General features: G+C 57.9%; 15 protein-coding genes. 7 read left to right on the top strand and 8 right to left on the bottom strand.

Annotated features, from left to right (window positions below; translation table 11 throughout):
• Nucleotides 1-22 precede the first annotated feature (22 nt).
• From K3819_RS14685 to K3819_RS14675, 3 genes are read right to left on the bottom strand one after another with little or no spacing between them, the layout of a single operon-like run.
• Nucleotides 23-1,003: an HlyD family secretion protein gene (locus K3819_RS14685; RefSeq protein ID WP_085610246.1), complete on the bottom strand. Its 981-nt coding sequence runs from the start codon at nucleotides 1,001-1,003 to the stop codon at nucleotides 23-25.
• Between the two features lie 4 nt (nucleotides 1,004-1,007).
• The gene (locus tag K3819_RS14680; RefSeq protein WP_039768281.1) at nucleotides 1,008-1,208 is read right to left on the bottom strand and encodes a DUF1656 domain-containing protein; all 201 of its coding nucleotides are present in this window, start codon (nucleotides 1,206-1,208) and stop codon (nucleotides 1,008-1,010) included.
• A complete protein-coding gene (locus tag K3819_RS14675; protein ID WP_221397302.1) occupies nucleotides 1,198-3,333 on the bottom strand; it encodes an FUSC family protein in 2,136 nt (711 codons plus the stop codon). Before K3819_RS14675 ends, K3819_RS14680 begins: the two co-directional genes overlap by 11 nt.
• Nucleotides 3,334-3,525: 192 nt before the next feature.
• Here K3819_RS14675 and K3819_RS14670 point away from each other — a divergent pair, with 192 nt between their 5' ends.
• From K3819_RS14670 to K3819_RS29460, 4 genes are all read left to right on the top strand, one after another.
• Nucleotides 3,526-4,581 (top strand): tetratricopeptide repeat protein, encoded by a 1,056-nt coding sequence (locus tag K3819_RS14670; RefSeq protein ID WP_085610244.1) that lies wholly within the window; start codon nucleotides 3,526-3,528, stop codon nucleotides 4,579-4,581.
• A 128-nt stretch (nucleotides 4,582-4,709) separates the two neighbouring features.
• The gene (locus K3819_RS14665) at nucleotides 4,710-6,212 is read left to right on the top strand and encodes an ATPase domain-containing protein (protein WP_085610243.1); all 1,503 of its coding nucleotides are present in this window, start codon (nucleotides 4,710-4,712) and stop codon (nucleotides 6,210-6,212) included.
• Nucleotides 6,209-7,879, top strand: a complete 1,671-nt coding sequence (locus K3819_RS14660; protein WP_221397301.1) for an ATP-binding protein — start codon at nucleotides 6,209-6,211, stop codon at nucleotides 7,877-7,879. Before K3819_RS14665 ends, K3819_RS14660 begins: the two co-directional genes overlap by 4 nt.
• A gap of 553 nt (nucleotides 7,880-8,432) precedes the next feature.
• Nucleotides 8,433-9,014 (top strand): hypothetical protein, encoded by a 582-nt coding sequence (locus K3819_RS29460; RefSeq protein ID WP_260328915.1) that lies wholly within the window; start codon nucleotides 8,433-8,435, stop codon nucleotides 9,012-9,014.
• 38 nt (nucleotides 9,015-9,052) lie between these two features.
• Here the strand turns inward: K3819_RS29460 and K3819_RS14650 are convergent, their stop codons facing one another.
• Genes K3819_RS14650 through K3819_RS14630 form a run of 5 tightly spaced genes read right to left on the bottom strand, consistent with a single transcriptional unit; the run spans nucleotide 9,053 to nucleotide 15,597 of the window.
• The gene (locus K3819_RS14650; RefSeq protein WP_007954537.1) at nucleotides 9,053-9,430 is read right to left on the bottom strand and encodes a response regulator; all 378 of its coding nucleotides are present in this window, start codon (nucleotides 9,428-9,430) and stop codon (nucleotides 9,053-9,055) included.
• A gap of 44 nt (nucleotides 9,431-9,474) precedes the next feature.
• A complete protein-coding gene (locus K3819_RS14645) occupies nucleotides 9,475-10,689 on the bottom strand; it encodes a hybrid sensor histidine kinase/response regulator (RefSeq protein ID WP_064596458.1) in 1,215 nt (404 codons plus the stop codon).
• Nucleotides 10,683-11,276, bottom strand: a complete 594-nt coding sequence (locus tag K3819_RS14640) for a chemotaxis protein CheB (protein WP_064596456.1) — start codon at nucleotides 11,274-11,276, stop codon at nucleotides 10,683-10,685. The genes K3819_RS14645 and K3819_RS14640 overlap by 7 nt, the downstream gene beginning before the upstream one ends.
• Nucleotides 11,273-12,106, bottom strand: coding sequence for a protein-glutamate O-methyltransferase CheR (locus K3819_RS14635; protein WP_064596454.1), 834 nt, complete (start codon nucleotides 12,104-12,106; stop codon nucleotides 11,273-11,275). The genes K3819_RS14640 and K3819_RS14635 overlap by 4 nt, the downstream gene beginning before the upstream one ends.
• The gene (locus K3819_RS14630; RefSeq protein ID WP_221397299.1) at nucleotides 12,106-15,597 is read right to left on the bottom strand and encodes a response regulator; all 3,492 of its coding nucleotides are present in this window, start codon (nucleotides 15,595-15,597) and stop codon (nucleotides 12,106-12,108) included. The genes K3819_RS14635 and K3819_RS14630 overlap by 1 nt, the downstream gene beginning before the upstream one ends.
• A gap of 264 nt (nucleotides 15,598-15,861) precedes the next feature.
• On the opposite strand from K3819_RS14630, the gene K3819_RS14625 reads away from it, so the two are divergent.
• From K3819_RS14625 to K3819_RS14615, 3 genes are all read left to right on the top strand, one after another.
• Nucleotides 15,862-16,227 (top strand): response regulator, encoded by a 366-nt coding sequence (locus tag K3819_RS14625; RefSeq protein WP_085610238.1) that lies wholly within the window; start codon nucleotides 15,862-15,864, stop codon nucleotides 16,225-16,227.
• 165 nt (nucleotides 16,228-16,392) lie between these two features.
• Nucleotides 16,393-17,682, top strand: a complete 1,290-nt coding sequence (locus tag K3819_RS14620; protein ID WP_085610237.1) for a glycosyltransferase — start codon at nucleotides 16,393-16,395, stop codon at nucleotides 17,680-17,682.
• Between the two features lie 153 nt (nucleotides 17,683-17,835).
• Nucleotides 17,836-18,681, top strand: coding sequence for a phosphatidylinositol-specific phospholipase C domain-containing protein (locus K3819_RS14615; protein ID WP_221397298.1), 846 nt, complete (start codon nucleotides 17,836-17,838; stop codon nucleotides 18,679-18,681).
• Nucleotides 18,682-18,719 lie beyond the last annotated feature (38 nt).

The raw sequence follows: 18,719 nt of genomic DNA, 5'->3' as shown, positions 1-18,719 counted from the left end.
ACCAAATTTTTTGCCCCGCGTATCATTCGGTCGCGGGGCTTTTTTGTCTCTGTCTTTCATGGTTTTCCAGCACCGTGACCGTCGCGGTGGTACCGGCTCTGAGTCGGTCCTTGCCCGCGTAATCGGGATCGATGCCGATCCGCACCGGCACCCGTTGCGCCAGTTTCACCCAGGTGTAGCTGGGGTTGATGTTGGCCAGCAATCGGCTGCCCGGCGCGTTCTCCCGATCAGCAATGGCGAAGGCGATGCTTTGCACGGTGCCGCCAAATTTTTCCCCGCTCATCAGTTCGATACGCACCCGGTCGCCCTCCTCGATCCGTGGCAGCTTGGTTTCCTCGAAATAGCCGCTGACGTAAAAGGAGTCGCTATCCACCAGCGCCAGCAAGGCACTGCCGGCTACCGCGTAATCCCCCTGCCGGGTCAGCAGATTGGTGACATAACCGCTGACCGGTGCTTCGACGCGGGTGCGTTGCAGATCCAGTTCAGCCTGGGTCAATGCAGCAATCGCCAATTGCACGTTGGCTTCGGCGAGACCGAGATTGGCCTGATTGCGCAACAGATCGGCCTGGGCCACCGCCACATCGGTGCTGGACTTCTCCCACTCTTCCCCGGAAATCGCGAACCCTTGCTTGAGCGTACGTCGCCGGCGCTCTTCACTCTGGCGTTGTTTGAGCAATGCCTCGCTGGCGACAATGGCCGCTTGCGACTGCCCAAGCGTAGCCTTGGAGACCTCCACCGAGCGTTTCGCATGCTCGACGGCCAGACTGTAGCGAGCCGGATCGATTTCCAGCAGCAACTGGCCCTTGACGACATACTGGTTGTCCTGCACCGCCAGCGTGACGATGCGGCCCGAGACATCCGCCGAGAGTGTCACCACATCCGCCCTCACCCGCGCATCCCGAGTCCACGGGGCCCGGGTGTAATGTTCCCAGGCAAACCAGCCGAGCACGATGGCCAGCAGCACCACCGCCAATGTCGTCAATCGAGTGAGCAACGTCTTCAAGGTTTCAGGCTCCCATCAGCAGAATCAGTGCGGCGCACACACAGGCATAAAGGGCGCCTTCGAACAGCGCCTCATGCCAGACAAAACGCAGGACGCCGAGCCGGCGCAAACCCCAGTCGAGCAGCAGAAAAACCGGTATGGCCAGCAACAAGGCCTGAGCGATTGGCGGCAGGTAAACGCCGCCGATCTCGAAATCAATGGGCAAGAATGGGCTCTCCTTCAGAACGGTCGGGCTGCAAATGCTCGCCATGTCGTTCCAGAAACGACACCACGATCAACAGGGCCACGCGCATGCGAAATACCGACCACAAGTGCTCATGGGTGGCGACATGCAAGGCATCCAGCTCATCGCCGAGCGCATGCAGCGTAGCCAGTAAAGGTGTCAGGCGTACATCCGGTCGGCCGGCGACGAAACGGCCGGTCTGACGCAATGCCGTCGACAGCTGCCTATGCAAATCGTCCGTAAGCAGAGCATTGTTTTGCGCCTGTTGCCTGAGCTGGTGCATGGCCACGCCCAGCGCTACACAGGCGAGGCTGATTTCATACAGGCGCTGCATGTCCCGTTCGTTGGCGGCCGGCAACACGCCCAGCATCGAGGTCAGGCGATCAACCATGCGGCTTTCGAAGGCGAATTGCTGTTCATCGGTGGCCGGGCTCTTGGTCAGTTGGTAGACCTGCTCCCGCGCTTCGTTGTAAAAGCGCCGGATGCGCAGAGCCGGGCGGAACGGGAAAATCCAGGCATAAACAATCAGAGCCAGCATCGCCGCACTCACGTAGGCTCCGGCAAATTCGAACCATTGAATGGCGGTGTTCTGCCCGGTGCCGACGTTCTGCGGCCCGAGCATCAGGAAACTCGACAGCCCCAGGCCCATGCCGATACCGGTGGTGGCCGGGTTGGCCAGTCCGACCGCGATCACATACAGCAGAGGCGCGAGCAGCAAGGCCAGCATTTCGAAATCACTGATCGCCGGGACCAGCATGAATTGATAGAACGCTGAGACGACCAAGGCCAGTCCCAATCCTCGGGCGTAACTCTGTGCAGCGATCAAGGGACGCGGAAATGTCGCCATCAACGAACACAGAATCCCCACCAGAATCATCCCGCCGCGCGCGCCGTCCCAAGCGGTCTCGATCCAGATCAGCCCAGCCACCAGCAACGCACTGAAAGCGCGGATGGCATTCATCGTCGCGAGGGTGAAATCCAGGTGCAAGGGGCTGGACTGGCCACGAAACATGCAACTGGCTTCGCGTCCTTCCTGTATCGCGTCGCTCAGTTCGAGAATCTGCTCCAACTGCTGCAACAGCCGCGCCTGCTCCCAGCGCAGTGCCCACGCCAGCGAACGCAGGGTTGCACTCATGTCTTCGGTCAGTTGTTCGGCCCTGTAGGCGAGCCCTTCGAACTGCTGTTGCAGCGCGACGAACTGGTGCCGCGCCTCTGCCGGCAATGAGCGCCCTTGCAGTGCGAGCTGGTCGAGCAGTGCCAGTTCTTCTGCACGCAATTGCTGGATCTCCAGCGGCAGATCGCCCTCCCATCGCTCGGTGAGCAGCTCCCGCTGGTGACGCAGCGCGGTCAGGCGTGAGGTCAGCAGCATCAGTTGATTACCCAGCAACAGCACCAGATTGTTGGCACTGCGCAGACGCGGGGCGTCGAAATACAAATGCCGGCGCAGGCCTTCAAGGGCGCTGATTTCCCCCAACAACTGCATTTGCCGGCGCTGAAAGTCCGCTTCGCTTTCTTCGGTGCGAAGTACAGCGGCGGCATGGGTGGCAATCAGCCTGATCACCTGATCGACCTTTGCAAAATAGTTGCGCGACACCGCCTCGGGCCGCGCCGTCAACAGACTGACAACGCACACGCACGCTACCGCCAACAAGGTTTCGGTGACCCGGGTCACCGCCAGCAAAAAGGTGCCGTCCTGATCCGGAATCGCCAGCAGCGCCACTACCACAGCGGTATATCCGCTAAGCACGAACGCCTGGGAACTGGTGTAGCGCAGTAGCGTGCCGCCCGCCGTGCACAGCGCCAGCCATAAGGCCAGGGTCGTGATGAACGGCAACGGCGCCTGGGGAAAAATTGCCATCAGCACCACCGCCACCACCGCGCCAAGGGTCGTCCCGATGATTTGCCCGAAGCTGCGTGCCAGCGCCATCCCGGCCAGTGGCTGGCTGATGATAACGACGGCCATGATCGACCACTTCGGTTGATCCAGATCGAACAGAAACGCCAGGTACAAGGTCAGCAATCCGGCGACGATGGTGCGCAGACCAAACAGCAGCACTGCCTGACCGGGGTGGATCAGCGCCTTGAAATAAATGAGCAGGGACTGCATGGATAGCCTCGTCGAAACAACTTCTGCAAGCGTAGTCACTGTATTAAGGATTTGATGGTTTACGGGAGCCACAAAGCTCGTAGGGCGTTTCAGCACTTGTAGTAGGTCATATCAGGCACAGTGTTTGACTCACGGCGCGAGCTGACAGAAGCTTGCGACCTCCGCTGCAAAACGAAAGTTTCGGAAATTCGCATGCCTCAGTCTCGCCGCTATTTGCTCATCAGCCTCGGCCTTGCGCTGGTCCTGATCGTCGCCTGGCTGTCTTTGCGCAGCACTGCGCCGGTTGTGCCGGAAGCGATCAAACACGGTTACAGCGAAGCGCTGGCCGCCGCGCGTGCTGGTCAACCGGGGGCTGCGCGGGTTTTATACCAACAGCTGGGGCGCCCGGATCTGTCGGTCAAACGGCGTGTCTGGCTGCACGCCGAGCTGCCCAACTACCCGAGCCCGCAGGCCTTGAAACTGGCGGACGCCGATCTGCAAAACGAATCGCCGGACGTTCGACTGGCCGCAATCAAAAGCGTGACGGGCCTGGTGCCTGGCGGTCAGCGCAGTTTGCTGTTGGGCCCGTTGCTCGATGATGAAGATCAAACCGTACGCTTTGCTGCAATCAACGCCCTGCTCGGTTTGTCTCCGGATCAACTGGGCCTGTATTTCGCGCCGTTGCAGCAAGGCATCGACATGTGGAAAGAGGCGCTCAAGAGCCAGCCGGAAAGCGCCGCCAACTATGCCCAACTGGCGCGCCTGTATCTGCACAATGCGGAGTTCAAGCAGGCGCAGCAAGCGTTGGAGCAGACCCTGCGCCTGGATCCCGGCAATCTGCCGGCGTTGGTGATGCAGATCGAAGTACTCGATCGCCAGGGCCAGAGCGACGCCGCGCGTCAGTTGCTCGCCCGACAATTGAAGGCCCAGCCCGATTCGGCTTATCTGCAACATGCCCTGGGCCTCTGGCTGCTGCATCACGATCAACGCGAGTACGCCCTGCTCGGTTTGTCCAAAGCCGTAGAACTCGAGCCCGACAACAAGGACTACCGCTACGACCTTGCTACCACCCTGCACAGCGCCGAAGAACTGGAGGCGGCGCAAAAGCAGTTGCAGGAAATCGTCCAGCGTCACCCCGCCGACCGCAAGGCGCGGGTGTTGCTGATCAACTACTGGAAAGAAAGCGGTCAGTTGCAGAACGTGCAGATTCTGCTGGCCCAACTCGAACAGATGAACCCTGACGATCCCTCGTTGCAGCAAGGCCTCTAGCGCCTTTCAAGACACATCCAGCAAGAAACTCGGAACCGCCGACTCGGCAAAAGGTCAAGTAATCAGGCAGTGCCAAACGGCGTCCGGCGCCCGCTGCCTCGTTTTCCCTAGTCATGAGAGGGCATTTTTTGTCTACATCGAACGCGTTGATCAGTGCAAAAGCCGCCACCGGCATCGAAGGGCTGGACGATATCCTCGCCGGTGGCCTGTCCCGCAGTCACGTTTTCTTGCTGGAGGGTGAGCCTGGAACCGGTAAAACCACGGTCGCGTTGCATTTTTTACTGGCCGGCGCCCGTGCCGGTGAGCGATCTTTGTACATTACGCTCTCCGAAACCGAGCATGAGCTGCGTCAGGGCGCGGCCTCCCACGGATGGGAGCTGGGCGAAAATATCGAAATTTTCGAGCTGACTCCCCCGGAAAACCTGCTCAACGCCGAGCATCAGCAGAGTCTCCTGTATTCTTCGGATCTGGAGCTGGGCGAGGCGACCAAACAGATTTTCGAGGTGGTCGAACGCTTCAAGCCGACCAGGGTGGTACTCGACAGCCTTTCAGAGATTCGCCTGCTCGCGCAAAGCTCCCTGCGCTACCGTCGACAGATTCTGGCAATCAAGCATTACTTCGTGCGCTATGACGCCACGGTGCTGCTACTGGATGACCTGACCACCGAATCCCTCGACAAGACCGTGCACAGTGTTGCCCACGGCGTGATCCGGCTCGAGGAATTAACGCCCAACTACGGCGCCGAACGCCGTCGCGTCAGGGTGGTCAAGTATCGCGGCCAAAAATACCGCGGCGGCTATCATGACTTCACCATCATGGGTGATGGCGTGCATGTTTTTCCCCGTCTGGTGGCGGCCGAGCATCGGGGCGATTACCCGCGTCTGCAGCTGTCCAGCGGAATAAAAGAGATGGACGCGCTCTTGGGCGGTGGCATCGAAACCGGCTCCAGCACATTGATCCTGGGCCCGGCAGGCACCGGCAAGTCGTTGATCTCGATGATCTTCGCGGCCGCAGCGGTGTCACGCGGGGAAAAAGCCGCCCTGTTCATCTTTGATGAAGAGCTGGAGCAGCTGTTCGAGCGCATGAAAAACATCGGCATCGACCTCAAGGCTCTGCGAGCGTCCGGCAACCTGCTGATCGAACAGGTCGACGCGGCCGAACTTTCCCCCGGCGAGTTCTCCCATCGTGTGCGGCGCTGCGTCGACGAAAGAGACATCAAGACCGTGGTGATCGACAGCATCAACGGTTATCAGGCCGCGATGCCGGAAGAAAACGCCTTGGTGCTGCACATGCACGAACTGTTGCTGTACTTGAACCGCAAGGGCGCCGCGACCTTCATGACCGTCGCCCAACACGGTCTGGTTGGCGACATGCAGGCGCCGGTGGACATCACCTATTTGGCCGACACCGTAATCCTGCTGCGCTACTTCGAAGCGATCGGCAAGGTGCGCCGAGCCATCTCGATCATCAAGAAACGTACCGGCAGCCATGAATCGACCATTCGCGAATACCGCATTTCCACGAAAGGCATGACCATCGGCGAACCACTGGAAGCCTTTCAGGGGGTGCTGCGCGGCGTACCGACCTACCTCGGCGCGAGCAATCCGCTGCTTAAGGACGATTTCTTGTGACAGTCACCGTACCACTGTCGGAACGGGCGTTGATCCTCGCCCCCCTCGGGCGCGACAGTCAGGTTGCGCTGATGATCCTCAACGAAGCGGGCTACGGTGGCCTGATCACTCCCGACCTCAGAACGCTTTGCACCGAACTCGAACCCGGTGCCGGGTTGCTGTTGATTGCTTCCGAAGCCTTGCTGGGCCCGGATCTGGAAACCCTGCTGGCGTATCTGGATCAACAGCCCGCCTGGTCGGATCTGCCGATTGTGTTGTTGACCCACCACGGAGGATCCCAACAGGGACCCTCGTCGCAGTTGAGCAAATTGCTGGGCAACGTGACGTTTCTTGAACGTCCTTTCCATCCGGTGACCCTGGTCAGCCTGATCTCCACCGCCCTTCGCGGTCGACGACGACAGTACGAAGCCCGCGATCGCCTGATCGATCTGAGCGAGAGTGAACGACGCCTGCAATCGACTCTGGAAACCCTCGAGCAACAAGTCGAAGAACGCACCGCCCAGCTGCGGCACAACGAGGAAGCGCTGCGCCAGTCGCAGAAAATGGAAGCGGTCGGGCAATTGACCGGCGGTATCGCCCATGACTTCAACAATATGCTGACCGGCATTATCGGCAGCCTCGAGTTGATCCGCCGTCGACTGGCGCGTGGCCGGACGGAGGATCTCGACAGCCTGATCGATCTCGGCGTGACCTCGGCCAACCGCGCCGCCGGCCTGACTCATCGCCTGCTGGCTTTCTCCCGACGCCAGTCCCTGGACTCCAAAGCCGTAAAAATGAACGATCTGGTGCAATCGATGGGCGAGTTGCTGCAACGCAGCCTCAACGAAAGCATTCATCTGGACATGCGCCTGCACCAGGAGCTATGGGTAGCCGAGGCCGACCCCAATCAACTGGAAAGCGCCCTGCTCAACCTGGTTATCAATGCCCGCGACGCTATGCCCGACGGCGGCAATCTGGTAGTCGAGACGAGCAATCAGGTGCTGGGAAGCGATTTCACCGCCGCTTACAGCAACCTGAAGCCCGGCGATTACGTCCTATTGAGCGTGACCGACAATGGTTGCGGCATGCCCGAGAGCGTGATCAATCGCGCATTCGACCCATTTTTCACCACCAAGCCGATCGGCCAGGGCACCGGCTTGGGTCTGTCGATGATCTACGGTTTCAGCAAGCAATCCGGTGGCCACGTCTCGATCGACAGCAAAATCGACGAGGGCACTACCGTCAGACTCTATCTGCCGCGCTTCCAGGGCGAATCGTTGCCTCACGCGCCAACGCACGCGGAGCAGGCGCCCGACGCCGTGGAAGGCGAAACCGTATTGATCGTCGAAGACGATCCGGCCGTGCGGGTGCTGGTCAGTGCAGTGTTGAGCGAACTGGGTTATGGATTTGTCGAGGCCAGCGATGCCGACAGTGCCGTGCCGATTCTGGATTCGGAGCAACGCATCGATCTGCTGATCAGCGACGTCGGCCTGCCGGGCATGAACGGCCGGCAACTGGCGGAAATCGGCCGGCAATACCGGCCCGACCTGCAGGTTCTGTTCATTACCGGTTACGCTGAACACGCCGCTGTGCGCGGCGGGTTCCTTGATTCCGGGATGCAGATGATCACCAAGCCGTTCACCTTCGATCTGCTGACGGCGAAGGTGCGGGAGATGATTCGCGGGTGACGCTTTGCTGCTTGTCCATCCTGACGGACGGTAAATTCTCATAAGCGGCCAACTGTGCAGCATAGGCCGCTTTTTCATGCTTGAAACCTGTCAACTTTGACAGCTGTTCAACTGCACTTGCCCCTGTTTGAATCACTCACCTAAATGCTTTTTGGTTCTCCCTTCGAGAGAGCTGTTCTCTCAAAAAACGCCCTATAGCATGAGAGGCAAAAAAATGAACAAGCACTGTTTACTGGCATTGGTGTTTGTATTGACTTTGGGGGGGTGTGAGAGCCGGGAACAAGCACAGGTAAAAGAACCTGAAAGCACAATGGGTGCTGTCAATACGATTTCCAGTTCTGCGCAAACAGGCAGACAGGTTGCGTCTGATCTGACCGCACGTTACAACGACCTCAGACGCAATTGTGGCTCCGAATCGATGCCCTCCTTTCTATGCACAGGGATTGTCCTGCGTTCGACCGTACCCTCGTTCACAAACGCATATTCCACCTGGAATCCTAGCCCCCACTCACAAACAAGTGGAGGCGTGTCGTTTACCTACCTGAGAAAAGACATGAAGTTCAAAAGCCTCGTTTTTGGACAAACCAGCGGGTTTATTTTCTACCCGGTTCTGTCCCGTCCGGTAGGCAGCCGACAAATTCAAATTTTGTGTGCCTACCCGCGGGATGGAGCAACGCAGTTGAGAGAAAAGCCTGGTTGTGGAGCACACCCTTATTCACCTGACAGGAGTCGTCGTTGCCAAACCATCGGCATCACCACCGCAGAGCAGTGGGTGGCCAATATCAACTCTGGAAAATGGAACATATGTCCATTCGATGTTCAAGACTCAATGAACAACCTGGCGGCCGATTCGTTTTATCAGACCATTCGCGCGCACAACCTGAAAAACTACTTCGCAGGTGCATACGACTACAGTGAATTGATTCTCGCCAACTGGCCACAAAATATCCCGGAAGAACTTCCCATTGAGGCGTTTTACTACCTGCCAGGTGGACTGGCGGGCGCTCAGCATGATCAAAAGGATTTCTTCAACAAGACGGGAGGGAAAGTCGTCCCGATCATAAAGCTGACGTTACCCGCTACGACTGATGCCGATGCTGCGTTCACCTACAGCGCTGCGGATCAGTTTCATTAGCAATACTGGCGTGCTGCGATCTTGCATCGCAGCACGCCTCAGGCCAGCAGTTCCTGGATCTTCTCCTGCAACACATCCAGATCGAACGGTTTTTCCAGGATCGGCGCCCGGCGGGTGATGGGGCTGCCGGTCTCGCGGATTTCCTGCGGATAGCCGCTGATGAAGATCACCTTCAGATCAGGGCGCAATTTGACGGCGGGCTCGGCGATCTGCACGCCAGAGATTCCGCCAGGCAAGCGGAAATCAGTAATCAACATGTCCAGATGCGGCTTGCTCGCCAGAATCTCGAACGCCTGCTCGCCGTTCTCGGCCTGCAATACGCGATAGCCCTGCCCTGACAGATAGTCTGTCAGCACCATCAGGATCACCGGTTCGTCCTCGACGACGAGTACTACATCTTGTGCATCTACGCTCATGGGAAGCCTTTGTTCGGTCAATAGCTGCTGATACGACCGTGCGGTCACTCAGAGGTTGCGTTTGTTTCGCCGTTTTCCTGGAGCGGCAGACAAACGCGAAACAGGGCGCCCTCGTTGATCTTGCTTTCGACGACGATGAAGCCGCCATGGGCGGCGACGATCTGTTCGGAGATGAACAGACCCAGTCCGAGGCCGGCCACCACCGTCTTGGCGGAGACCCGTTCGAACTGTTGAAAAATGCGTTTCTGATTTTCCTCGCTGATGCCGATGCCGTGATCCTGAACCTCGACCCGTGCGTGGTTGCCCTGGCGATAGACGCGCACCTGAATCGGGCTTCTAGCGCCATAACGCAAGGCATTGGTCAGCAGGTTGGAAATCACCTGTTCGATGCGAAACTCGTCCCAGCAGCCTTCGACCGGACTCTCCGCTTCGAAGGAAACGGTGGTTTCCGCCGCCTCGATCTGTTGCGCAAAGTTTTGCAGCAAGTTGCTCACCAACTGCGCGAGATCGAAACGAGTCGGTCGGATCGACAGCTTGCCGGTGCGGATCCGCGACACGTCGAGCATGTCCTCGATCAGGCGGATCAGGCTTTTGATCTGGCGCTCGTCGCGGTCAACCATCGCGTGCATCTTGTCGAGGGTGAACGCGGCAGCGTTGTCCCGGGCCAGGTGCATCTTGCGCAGTTGAGTTTCGAGGATAAGACCGTTGAGCGGCGTGCGCACTTCGTGGGCGACGATCGACATGAAATCGTCACGCATGCGTACCGCCTGCTCCAGTTCGCCCTGGGTGCTTTGCAGTTGCTGAAGCAGCGCCTCCTGTTCGCGACGACTCTGCTCCAGCGCTTCGACCTGTTGCTTCATCGCCTTGCTCTGGCGGTACAGATCGACAAACACGTTCACCTTGCTTTTTACCGCATGGATATCCAGCGGCTTGTGCAGGAAGTCCACTGCCCCGCTTTCGTAGCCTTTGAACGCGTAATTGAGTTCGCGGCCAGCGGCGCTGACGAAGATGATTGGAATGTTCTTGGTTTTCTCGGTACCGCGCATCAATTCGGCCAGTTCAAAGCCGTTCATGCCGGGCATTTGCACGTCAAGAATGGCCATGGCGAATTCGTGTTGCAGCAGCAGCGACAGTGCTTCGTCCGCCGACAATGCTTTGTAGACGGTGCGATCCTCACGTTTGATCAGCGCTTCGAGGGCCAGCAGGTTCTCGGGCAGATCGTCGACGATCAGCAGTTTTGCCTGGATATTACTCAGCATGCGATTCGTTCCAGCTCGACAAGCAGACGGCCGATGCCGTGTATGGGAAGTATGTAATCCGGTTGATGCGTTTTCAGTGCCGCGCGAGGCATGGTATCGACCTGTGCGTCATCCGGATCCTGCACGACGGTCAGGCCGCCCCGGCGTTTGACCTGGGCCAGGCCTCGCGCGCCATCATGGTTGGCGCCGGTCAGCAGCACGGCGGCCAGCGCCGGCCCGTAGGCATCAGCGGCGGATTCGAACAGGAAATCGATCGAAGGCCGCGAATGATGCAAACGGTCTTCAAGGCTCAGCGACAGGCTGCGATCCTGCTCCACCGACAGGTGATAACCCGGCGTGGCGAAATACACGGTGCCGGGCATGATGTCCTGTTTGTCGATGGCTTCAGCGACCGGCAGCGCCAGCCGCCGGGCGAATACCTCGACGAGCTGACTGCGACGCTCTTCCGGCAGATGCAGCACGATGATGATCGGCAGCCCGAACCCGGCCCGCAGCGAACCAAGCAAGGTCAGCAACGCCTCGACGCCACCGGCGGAAGCTCCGACCACAATCGCCTCGACCCGAGGCAAATCCGCGGCACTGTTCATGATTTGCGGTAAATCCGTTCTTGTTTAACCAGGGGTTCGAACTGGTTGGCATAGCCTGAGAAGTCGAGTGTTTCCTTGCTGCCCAGCACCAGGAATCCACGGTGACACAACGATTCATGGAACAACCCGAAAGCTCGATCCTGAAGTTTTTTATTGAAGTAAATCAATACATTACGACATGAAATTAATTGAGTTTCGGAGAATACGCTATCGGTCGCCAGGCTGTGATCGGCGAACGTAACGTTCTCACACAGGCTCTTGTCGAAAATCGCGTAGCCATAGGCCGCAGTGTAGTAGTCGGCGAACGAACGCTGGCCGCCTGCCTGCTGATAGTTGGCGGTGTAGGCACGCACGTTTTCCATCGAAAAGATCCCTTGCTTGGCCTTGTCCAGCGAGCGCGGGTTGATGTCGGTGGCGTAGATGATCGTACGATCAAGCAGGCCTTCTTCGCGCAGCAGGATCGCCATCGAGTAGACCTCCTCGCCGGTGCTGCAGCCGGCGATCCAGATCTTGATCGACGGATAGGTCTTGAGCAGCGGCACCACCTCCTGACGGATCGCCAGGAAGTGCGACGGATCGCGGAACATCTCACTGACCGGGATCGTCAGCAATTGCAGCAACTGCATGAACGCCGTCGGGTCATGCAGGACTTTCTCCTGCAAGGCCGAGATGGTCGCGCACTCGAACTGGCTCAACGCATGTTGCACACGGCGCTTGATCGAGGCGCCGGAGTAATCGCGAAAATCGTAGCTGTACTTGAGATAAATCGCTTCGATCAGCAACCGCAGTTCGATTTCACTGTTCCGCTCAACGGAATTACTACGTTCCACTAAATGCGTTCCATCTTGGGTAACCACACGCGAATCAGCGAGAACAGACGATCCAGGTCGATAGGCTTGGCCAGGTAATCATTGGCGCCCGCCTGCAGGCAGCGCTCCTGATCGTCCTTCATGGCCTTGGCCGTCACCGCGATGATCGGCAACTTGCGCCAGCGCGGATCCTTGCGGATTTCGATGGTGGCTTCAAAACCATCCATCTCCGGCATCATCACGTCCATCAGCACCAGGTCGATGTCCTCGACTTCATTCAGTTTTTCAATCGCTTCGCGGCCGTTACGGCCGATCACCACAACGGCACCCTTGGTTTCCAGCGCGCTGGTCAGGGCGAATATGTTGCGTACATCGTCGTCCACCAGCAGCACCTTGCGTCCTTCGAAGACCTTGTCGCGGCTGCGGGCGGTCTTGAGCATCTTCTGCCGTTCATGGGACAACTGTGATTCGACTTTGTGCAGAAAGAGTGTGACCTCATCCAGCAGACGTTCCGGCGAGCGTGCGCCCTTGATGATGATCGAACGCGAATACTTGCGCAGTTCGGCTTCTTCGTCGCGGGTCAGATTGCGCCCTGTGTAGACAATGACCGGCGGGAACGAGCAGATGTCCTCGGTGGACATGCGCTTGAGCAGATCGTTGCCAAGCATGTCCGGCAGCTTCAGATCGATGACCATGCAATCGAAGATCGTCGTGCGCAGCAGCTCCAGTGCGTCCTGCGCCAGGCCTACAGCGGTGATTTCGATGTCGTCGTCGCCGATCAGGCGGGCAATGCTTTCCCGCTGCAGATCGTCGTCCTCCACCAGCAGCACACGTTTGACCTTCTGCGTGAGCTTGGCTTCGAGACGGGCAAACACGTCCTTGAGCTCTTCGCGAGTGGTCGGCTTGACCGCGTAACCGATGGCGCCCATGTGCATGGCCGCTTCGACGCGGTCTTCCACGGAAATTACGTGCACCGGGATGTGCCGGGTTTCGGCGTGTTCTTTCAGACGCTGCAGGACGGTCAGGCCCGAGTGATCCGGCAGGCGCATGTCCAGCAGGATCGCGTCCGGCACGAACTCTTTGGCCAGGTCATAACCTTCGTCGGCACCGTGGGCAACCAGGCATTGATAGCCCAGTTCATGGGCCAGGTCATAGAGGATGTGGGCGAAATTCGGCTCGTCTTCCACCACCAGAATGCAGCGGGTATCAAACGGCGCTTTATTGCGGTCATCGTTGAAACGCGGAATGTCGACAGAGGCCAGCGGCGAAACCGTCACGGCGGGTGCAATGACCGGAGCGGCAGCGGGCGGGCTGAACGTCAGCGGCGCGACCGGCGCGTCGCCCGGCTCGCGGTATTGCTGCGGCAGCACCAGGGTGAAGACACTGCCCTGCCCCGGCGCACTGGTGACGCTGATCGAACCACCCAGCAGCGTCGCCAGATCCCTGGAAATCGACAGACCCAGGCCGGTGCCGCCGTATTTGCGGTTGGTGGTGCCGTCAGCCTGACGGAAGGCCTCGAAAATGCTTTCCTGTTGATCCGCTGCGATCCCGATCCCCGAATCGCGCACGATAAAGGCAATGTGATCGTCCGGCTGGCCGGCGATGGTCAGGCTGACCGCGCCTTGCTCGGTGAATTTCACGGCGTTGGAGAGCAGGTTCTTGATCACCTGTTCCAGACGCTGGCGGTCGGTGAACAGCGTAATCGGCGCATCGGGCTGCAATTGGACGCTGAATGCGAGTTGCTTGTCTGCCGCCAGCGGTTCGAACATACCGCGCAAGCCGTCGGCCAGGCGTGCCACGCTGGTGTTTTCCGGGATCACTTCGAGTTTGCCGGCTTCCACCTTGGAAATGTCGAGAATATCGTTGATCAGGTTGAGCAAATCGTTGCCGGCGGAATAGATCGACTCGGCAAACTTCACCTGCTCGGCACTGAGGTTGTCCTGCGGGTTTTCTGCCAACAGCTTGGCCAGGATCAGCGAACTGTTCAGCGGCGTGCGCAGTTCGTGGGACATGTTGGCCAGGAACTCGGACTTGTATTTGCTCGAACGCTGCAGTTCCTCGGCACGCTCTTCGAGCTGCACCTGGGCCCGATTGAGCTCGTTGTTCTTTTGATCCATGGCGTCGCGCTGCTCGGCCAGGGTCTGCGCCTGCTCGGCCAGTTGCTCGTTGGTCTGCTCCAGCTCGACTTGCTGGGTTTCCAGGTGAGCCTGGGACTCCTTGAGAATCCGCGACTGTTCCTCCAGCTCTTCGTTGGCGGTCTTCAGCTCTTCCTGCTGCACCTGCAACTCTTCATTCAGTTGCTGGGTTTCGGCCAGCACTTCCTGCAAACGCTGGCGATAACGCGCCGCTTCGATGGACGTGCCGATGTTGCCGGCGATCAGTTCCAGCAGCGCCACATCACGGTCGGTGAGCGGACGCAGGAACCCGAGTTCGATCACGCCGTTGACCCGGTCGTCATCACTGGTCGGCACCACCAGCACACTGTGCGGCAGGCCTTCGCCCAGACCGGAGCTGACCTTGAAGTAATCGGATGGCACCGAGTCGAGACGGATCAGCCGAGCCTGCTGGGCGACCTGCCCGACGATGCCTTCATCGCTGCCGATCAATTGATCCTGTTGTTCCTGTTCGCGGGAGAAACCGTAACTCGCCACACGTTTGAGGCCGCCATGTTCCTCGCGCACATACAACGCGGCCACGGCGGTGCCGAGGTACTGGGCGCAGAATTGCAGGATATTGCGCCCCAGCAGATTGACCGTCAGTTGCCCCAGCACTTGCTCGGCGAGCTGAGTCTGGCCGTTGCGCAACCAGGCTTGCTGTTCCAGACGCTTTGCACTGGCCTCTTGCGCCGCCAGGGTCGCGCCATAGCTTTGCGACAGGTTGAGCAGATCGCGCCGACCGACATAGGCCAACAGACCGCTGATGCCCGCCACGAACAGCAGATAAAGGCTGATGCTCCAGACCGTGGTGCGGCGCACATCCTCATTACGGGAGGCACGCAGCAACTGTTCGGTTTCAATCACATCTTCGAACTGTTTACGTATTTCGTCGGTCAGGCGCTTGCCCTTCCCCGCTTTGACCGCCGATTTGTAATCGCCACTGGCGCGTTGCAGATCGATCATCGACTGCGCATAGGTCGCCCACTCGATTTGCAGCGCCTGAAGTCGACGCAGGCGATCGGTCTGAGCCGGATTGTCCGCAGTCAGTTCGAGCAAGGTATTCAGAGCCACGGCGATGCGAGGCTTGGCCGTTTCGTACGGATCGAGGAAATGCTCGTCGCCGCTGAGCAGATACCCGCGCATGCCGGTTTCCAGATCCACGGTGAGTTTCACCGCTTCGTTGGCGTTATTGATCACCCGGTCGGTGTGCTCCACCCACTGGATCACAGACAACAAATAGGTGATCAATGAAATGAAGAACACGGCACTGATGACGCCGACGCCCAACGGCAAACTGACGTTGCGGCTCAGGAGTTTGCGAAACCGTTGCTCATCAACCGAAGACGGAGAGGACATGTGGCAGCCTTGTCGAACTGTTGAAAACCAGGGAGTTTGCCCCAAAACGGCACCATGGATCCATTTTTCTCACAGCTTTAATACTGTTTTCCTACATTTGCCTACGCCGAATCGGGGCCCAACAGTTATCCTTGCCCGCCCGTTTGCGCCTATCCTTTTTTTGTATGCAGTCGGGAACTTGTGGCTATGCGCCACTTACTCATGCAAGAGCCCGGCATTTTTGATCGACCGGCGCCCCGTCCCCCATTCTTGAGAGCCGCCATTATGTCCAACCCTGTGTCCACCATCCTTGTAGTAGAAGACGATGCCATCGTGCGCATGCTGATCGTCGATGTGCTGGAGGAGCTGGAGTTCAAGGTTCTGGAGGCAGATGGCAGCGAGCAGGCGCTGGAAATCCTCAAGGATACGAATCAGCACATCGACCTGATGATGACCGATGTCGGCTTGCCGATCATGGATGGCCGTCAACTGGCCACCGAAGCCCGCAATATTCGCCCCGCACTGCCGATTCTGTTTGCCAGCGGTTATGCCGAGACCATTGAAGTACCGGTGGACATGCATGTGATCGGCAAGCCATTTTCCATTGATCAACTGCGAGACAAGGTCAAAGCCGTTCTCGGGCAATCCTGAGCACGAGACTTCAATGTCTGAATGAAGCTTTCACGCGCCCTGTCGATCGCCTTCTCCCTCGGCCTCATCCGATGCAAACCCGATAAAAACGGATCACTCGATGCCTGGGTTATGGTCTAATCCGCGCGCCTTTTTTCCGTCACTTCGTTCCAGGAACCGTTTCTCATGAGTCAGCCCGCAACCAAAGTCCTCGTCATTGGTTACGTCTGGCCGGAACCTCGTTCCTCTGCGGCAAGCGGGCATGTGATGCAAATTCTCGAAACGTTCCTGCACCAGGGTTGGCAAATCACCTTTGCCAGCCCTGCCGGCGTTGGCGAACATCCGGCCGATTTGGGCGAACTTGGGATCCATACGGTCCCGATCGAACTGAACAACAGCAGTTTCGACACATTCATCAGCGAACTTGGCCCGGATATCGTGCTCTTCGATCAATTCATGATTGAAGAACAATTCGGCTGGCGGGTAGAAAAACACTGTCCCGACGCGTTGCGTGTTCTGGAAACCTCGGATTTGCAGAGCTTGCGCCATGCCAGGCATCAGCGTTTGAGGGACCGGTTGAAGGCCAGCGATGACGCGAACGACTTTAATGCGTTGTTCGCGCCTGCACTGCATGAAGAGTTCAGGCTGATGGCTGACACCGACCTGGCCAGGCGCGAGATTGCCGCGCTGTATCGCTGTGATCTGAATCTGATGATCTCGCCAGTGGAAATCGACCTGCTCGTACAGCAATTCAAGTTGCCACCCGAACTGTTGCACTGGTGCCCGTTGATGGTCGAACCGCCCAGCGCATCGCCAAAAAAGTTTGATGAACGCGTCGACTTCCTCAGTATCGGCAATTTCCGTCACGCGCCGAACTGGGATGCCGTGTTGTGGCTGAAATCGACAATCTGGCCGCTGATCCGCGAGCAACTGCCCAAGGCGCAGCTACGTATCTACGGGGCTTACACGCCCCCCAAGGCAGCAGCCCTGCACAATCCCTCACAGGGGTTCCATATCATGAACTGGGCGGAAGACGCCTTGCAGGTCATGTCTGATGCGCGTGTTTGTCTGGCCCCCCTGCGTTTCGGCGCGGGAATCAAGGGCAAATTGATCGATGCAATGCTTTGCGCAACGCCAAGTGTCACGACGCCGACAGGGGCTGAAGGCATGCATACCCACCAACCCTGGCCGGGGGCAATCTGCCGCACCGCGCAGGATTTCGCCAATGCCGCGGTCCAGCTTTATCGCGACGAAATACTCTGGCAAGCAACCCAATCCCGTGGACAAACGCTGCTCGAAGACATTTATCAGCGAGCCGTTCATGGGCCGGCACTGATCGACAAGTTGCTTGAATGCCGAAAAAACATTCAACAACGAAGACTCGACAACTTCACCGGCAGCATGTTGCGCCATCATTTACACAAGAGCACACAATACATGTCTCAGTGGATCGAGGCTAAAAACCGGAATAAATAGCACCATCGGAAAACTCTACAAACAATCGTCAATAAATTGCATCAACACTCACGTAGCCCGTCACTGATTTAAACTTTATAAACATCCTGCAAGTGGCTCTTTAAACAATCAGCATATCGCCACTCTTTTCGATCACTTATGCAGGACGCATTAATGGCAACTTACAACTGGATGAGCACGACCCCCGACATCGATTCGCTGAACATCTGCGAACTGACACTGCCCGGCACTCACAACGCGGGCAGTGACTGGCGCGCCACCTATCCGCTTTTTAGCCCTCCACGTCACTGGCTGGCGTGTCAGCACGATACTTTTCACGCGCAACTGAACCACGGCGCCCGTGCGCTCGACATTCGTCTGAAATATGAAGCCAATGGTAAAGGTGCGCGAAAGTTCGTCATGCACCACGGCGGCTATACAAACTCCCGAACACTGGAAGACCTGGCCAATGACATAAACAACTTCCTTGCAAAGAACCCGGATGAGTTCATCATCCTGGACTTTCACGAACTGAAGGGTAATGACTTCGATTTCGAATACTTCAACAACACGATCATCAACTTGCTGGGAGACCGCCTTGTACCCCGTATCAACCAGTCTCTCACTCTTCAAGAACTAAAACGCGTCAGCCCGAAACAGCGAGTTTTTGCGGCTGCAAGATCGCACTGGAAACTCGACTACAGAGTGTTTCACGATCAAATCAGTCATAAATGGTCGGAAAACGACATCACCAGTCCTGATGAATTGCGCCAATTCATTGAAAAAGTGATGAAAAACCCTCCAGGCACGTGGAATACCTGGTCGTTATCCGCCACCAGTTTTACCTCCATTGGTGGTCCCGTCGACATTCATGACCAACTGAATGAGTGGTTCGACCTGGATAAAAGTGATTGGGCATTGAAGTGCAACATCATTAACGTCGACTTCATGGAAGAGTCCGACCTGATGGAGTTTTGCCGAGTCGCCAACGTGATTAAGGCCGAACAACGCTCGCTCTGAGCCGCAATGGAAACTGGCGCAACCGACGTGACAAGAGG

The organism is Pseudomonas sp. 3-2, from assembly GCF_019710535.1.
Classification (GTDB): Bacteria; Pseudomonadota; Gammaproteobacteria; order Pseudomonadales; family Pseudomonadaceae; genus Aquipseudomonas; species Aquipseudomonas pharyngis.
This window is presented reverse-complemented; position numbering and strand designations above follow the sequence as displayed.

Excerpts from the sequence above, each read along its gene's own strand:
- K3819_RS14675 (WP_221397302.1), bottom strand. The coding sequence starts at position 3,333 with ATGCAGTCCCTGCTCATTTATTTCAAGGCGCTGATCCACCCCGGTCAG.
- K3819_RS14670 (WP_085610244.1), top strand. The coding sequence starts at position 3,526 with ATGCCTCAGTCTCGCCGCTATTTGCTCATCAGCCTCGGCCTTGCGCTG.
- K3819_RS29460 (WP_260328915.1), top strand. The coding sequence starts at position 8,433 with ATGAAGTTCAAAAGCCTCGTTTTTGGACAAACCAGCGGGTTTATTTTC.
- K3819_RS14650 (WP_007954537.1), bottom strand. The coding sequence starts at position 9,430 with ATGAGCGTAGATGCACAAGATGTAGTACTCGTCGTCGAGGACGAACCG.
- K3819_RS14645 (WP_064596458.1), bottom strand. The coding sequence starts at position 10,689 with ATGCTGAGTAATATCCAGGCAAAACTGCTGATCGTCGACGATCTGCCC.
- K3819_RS14640 (WP_064596456.1), bottom strand. The coding sequence starts at position 11,276 with ATGAACAGTGCCGCGGATTTGCCTCGGGTCGAGGCGATTGTGGTCGGA.
- K3819_RS14630 (WP_221397299.1), bottom strand. The coding sequence starts at position 15,597 with ATGTCCTCTCCGTCTTCGGTTGATGAGCAACGGTTTCGCAAACTCCTG.
- K3819_RS14625 (WP_085610238.1), top strand. The coding sequence starts at position 15,862 with ATGTCCAACCCTGTGTCCACCATCCTTGTAGTAGAAGACGATGCCATC.
- K3819_RS14620 (WP_085610237.1), top strand. The coding sequence starts at position 16,393 with ATGAGTCAGCCCGCAACCAAAGTCCTCGTCATTGGTTACGTCTGGCCG.
- K3819_RS14615 (WP_221397298.1), top strand. The coding sequence starts at position 17,836 with ATGGCAACTTACAACTGGATGAGCACGACCCCCGACATCGATTCGCTG.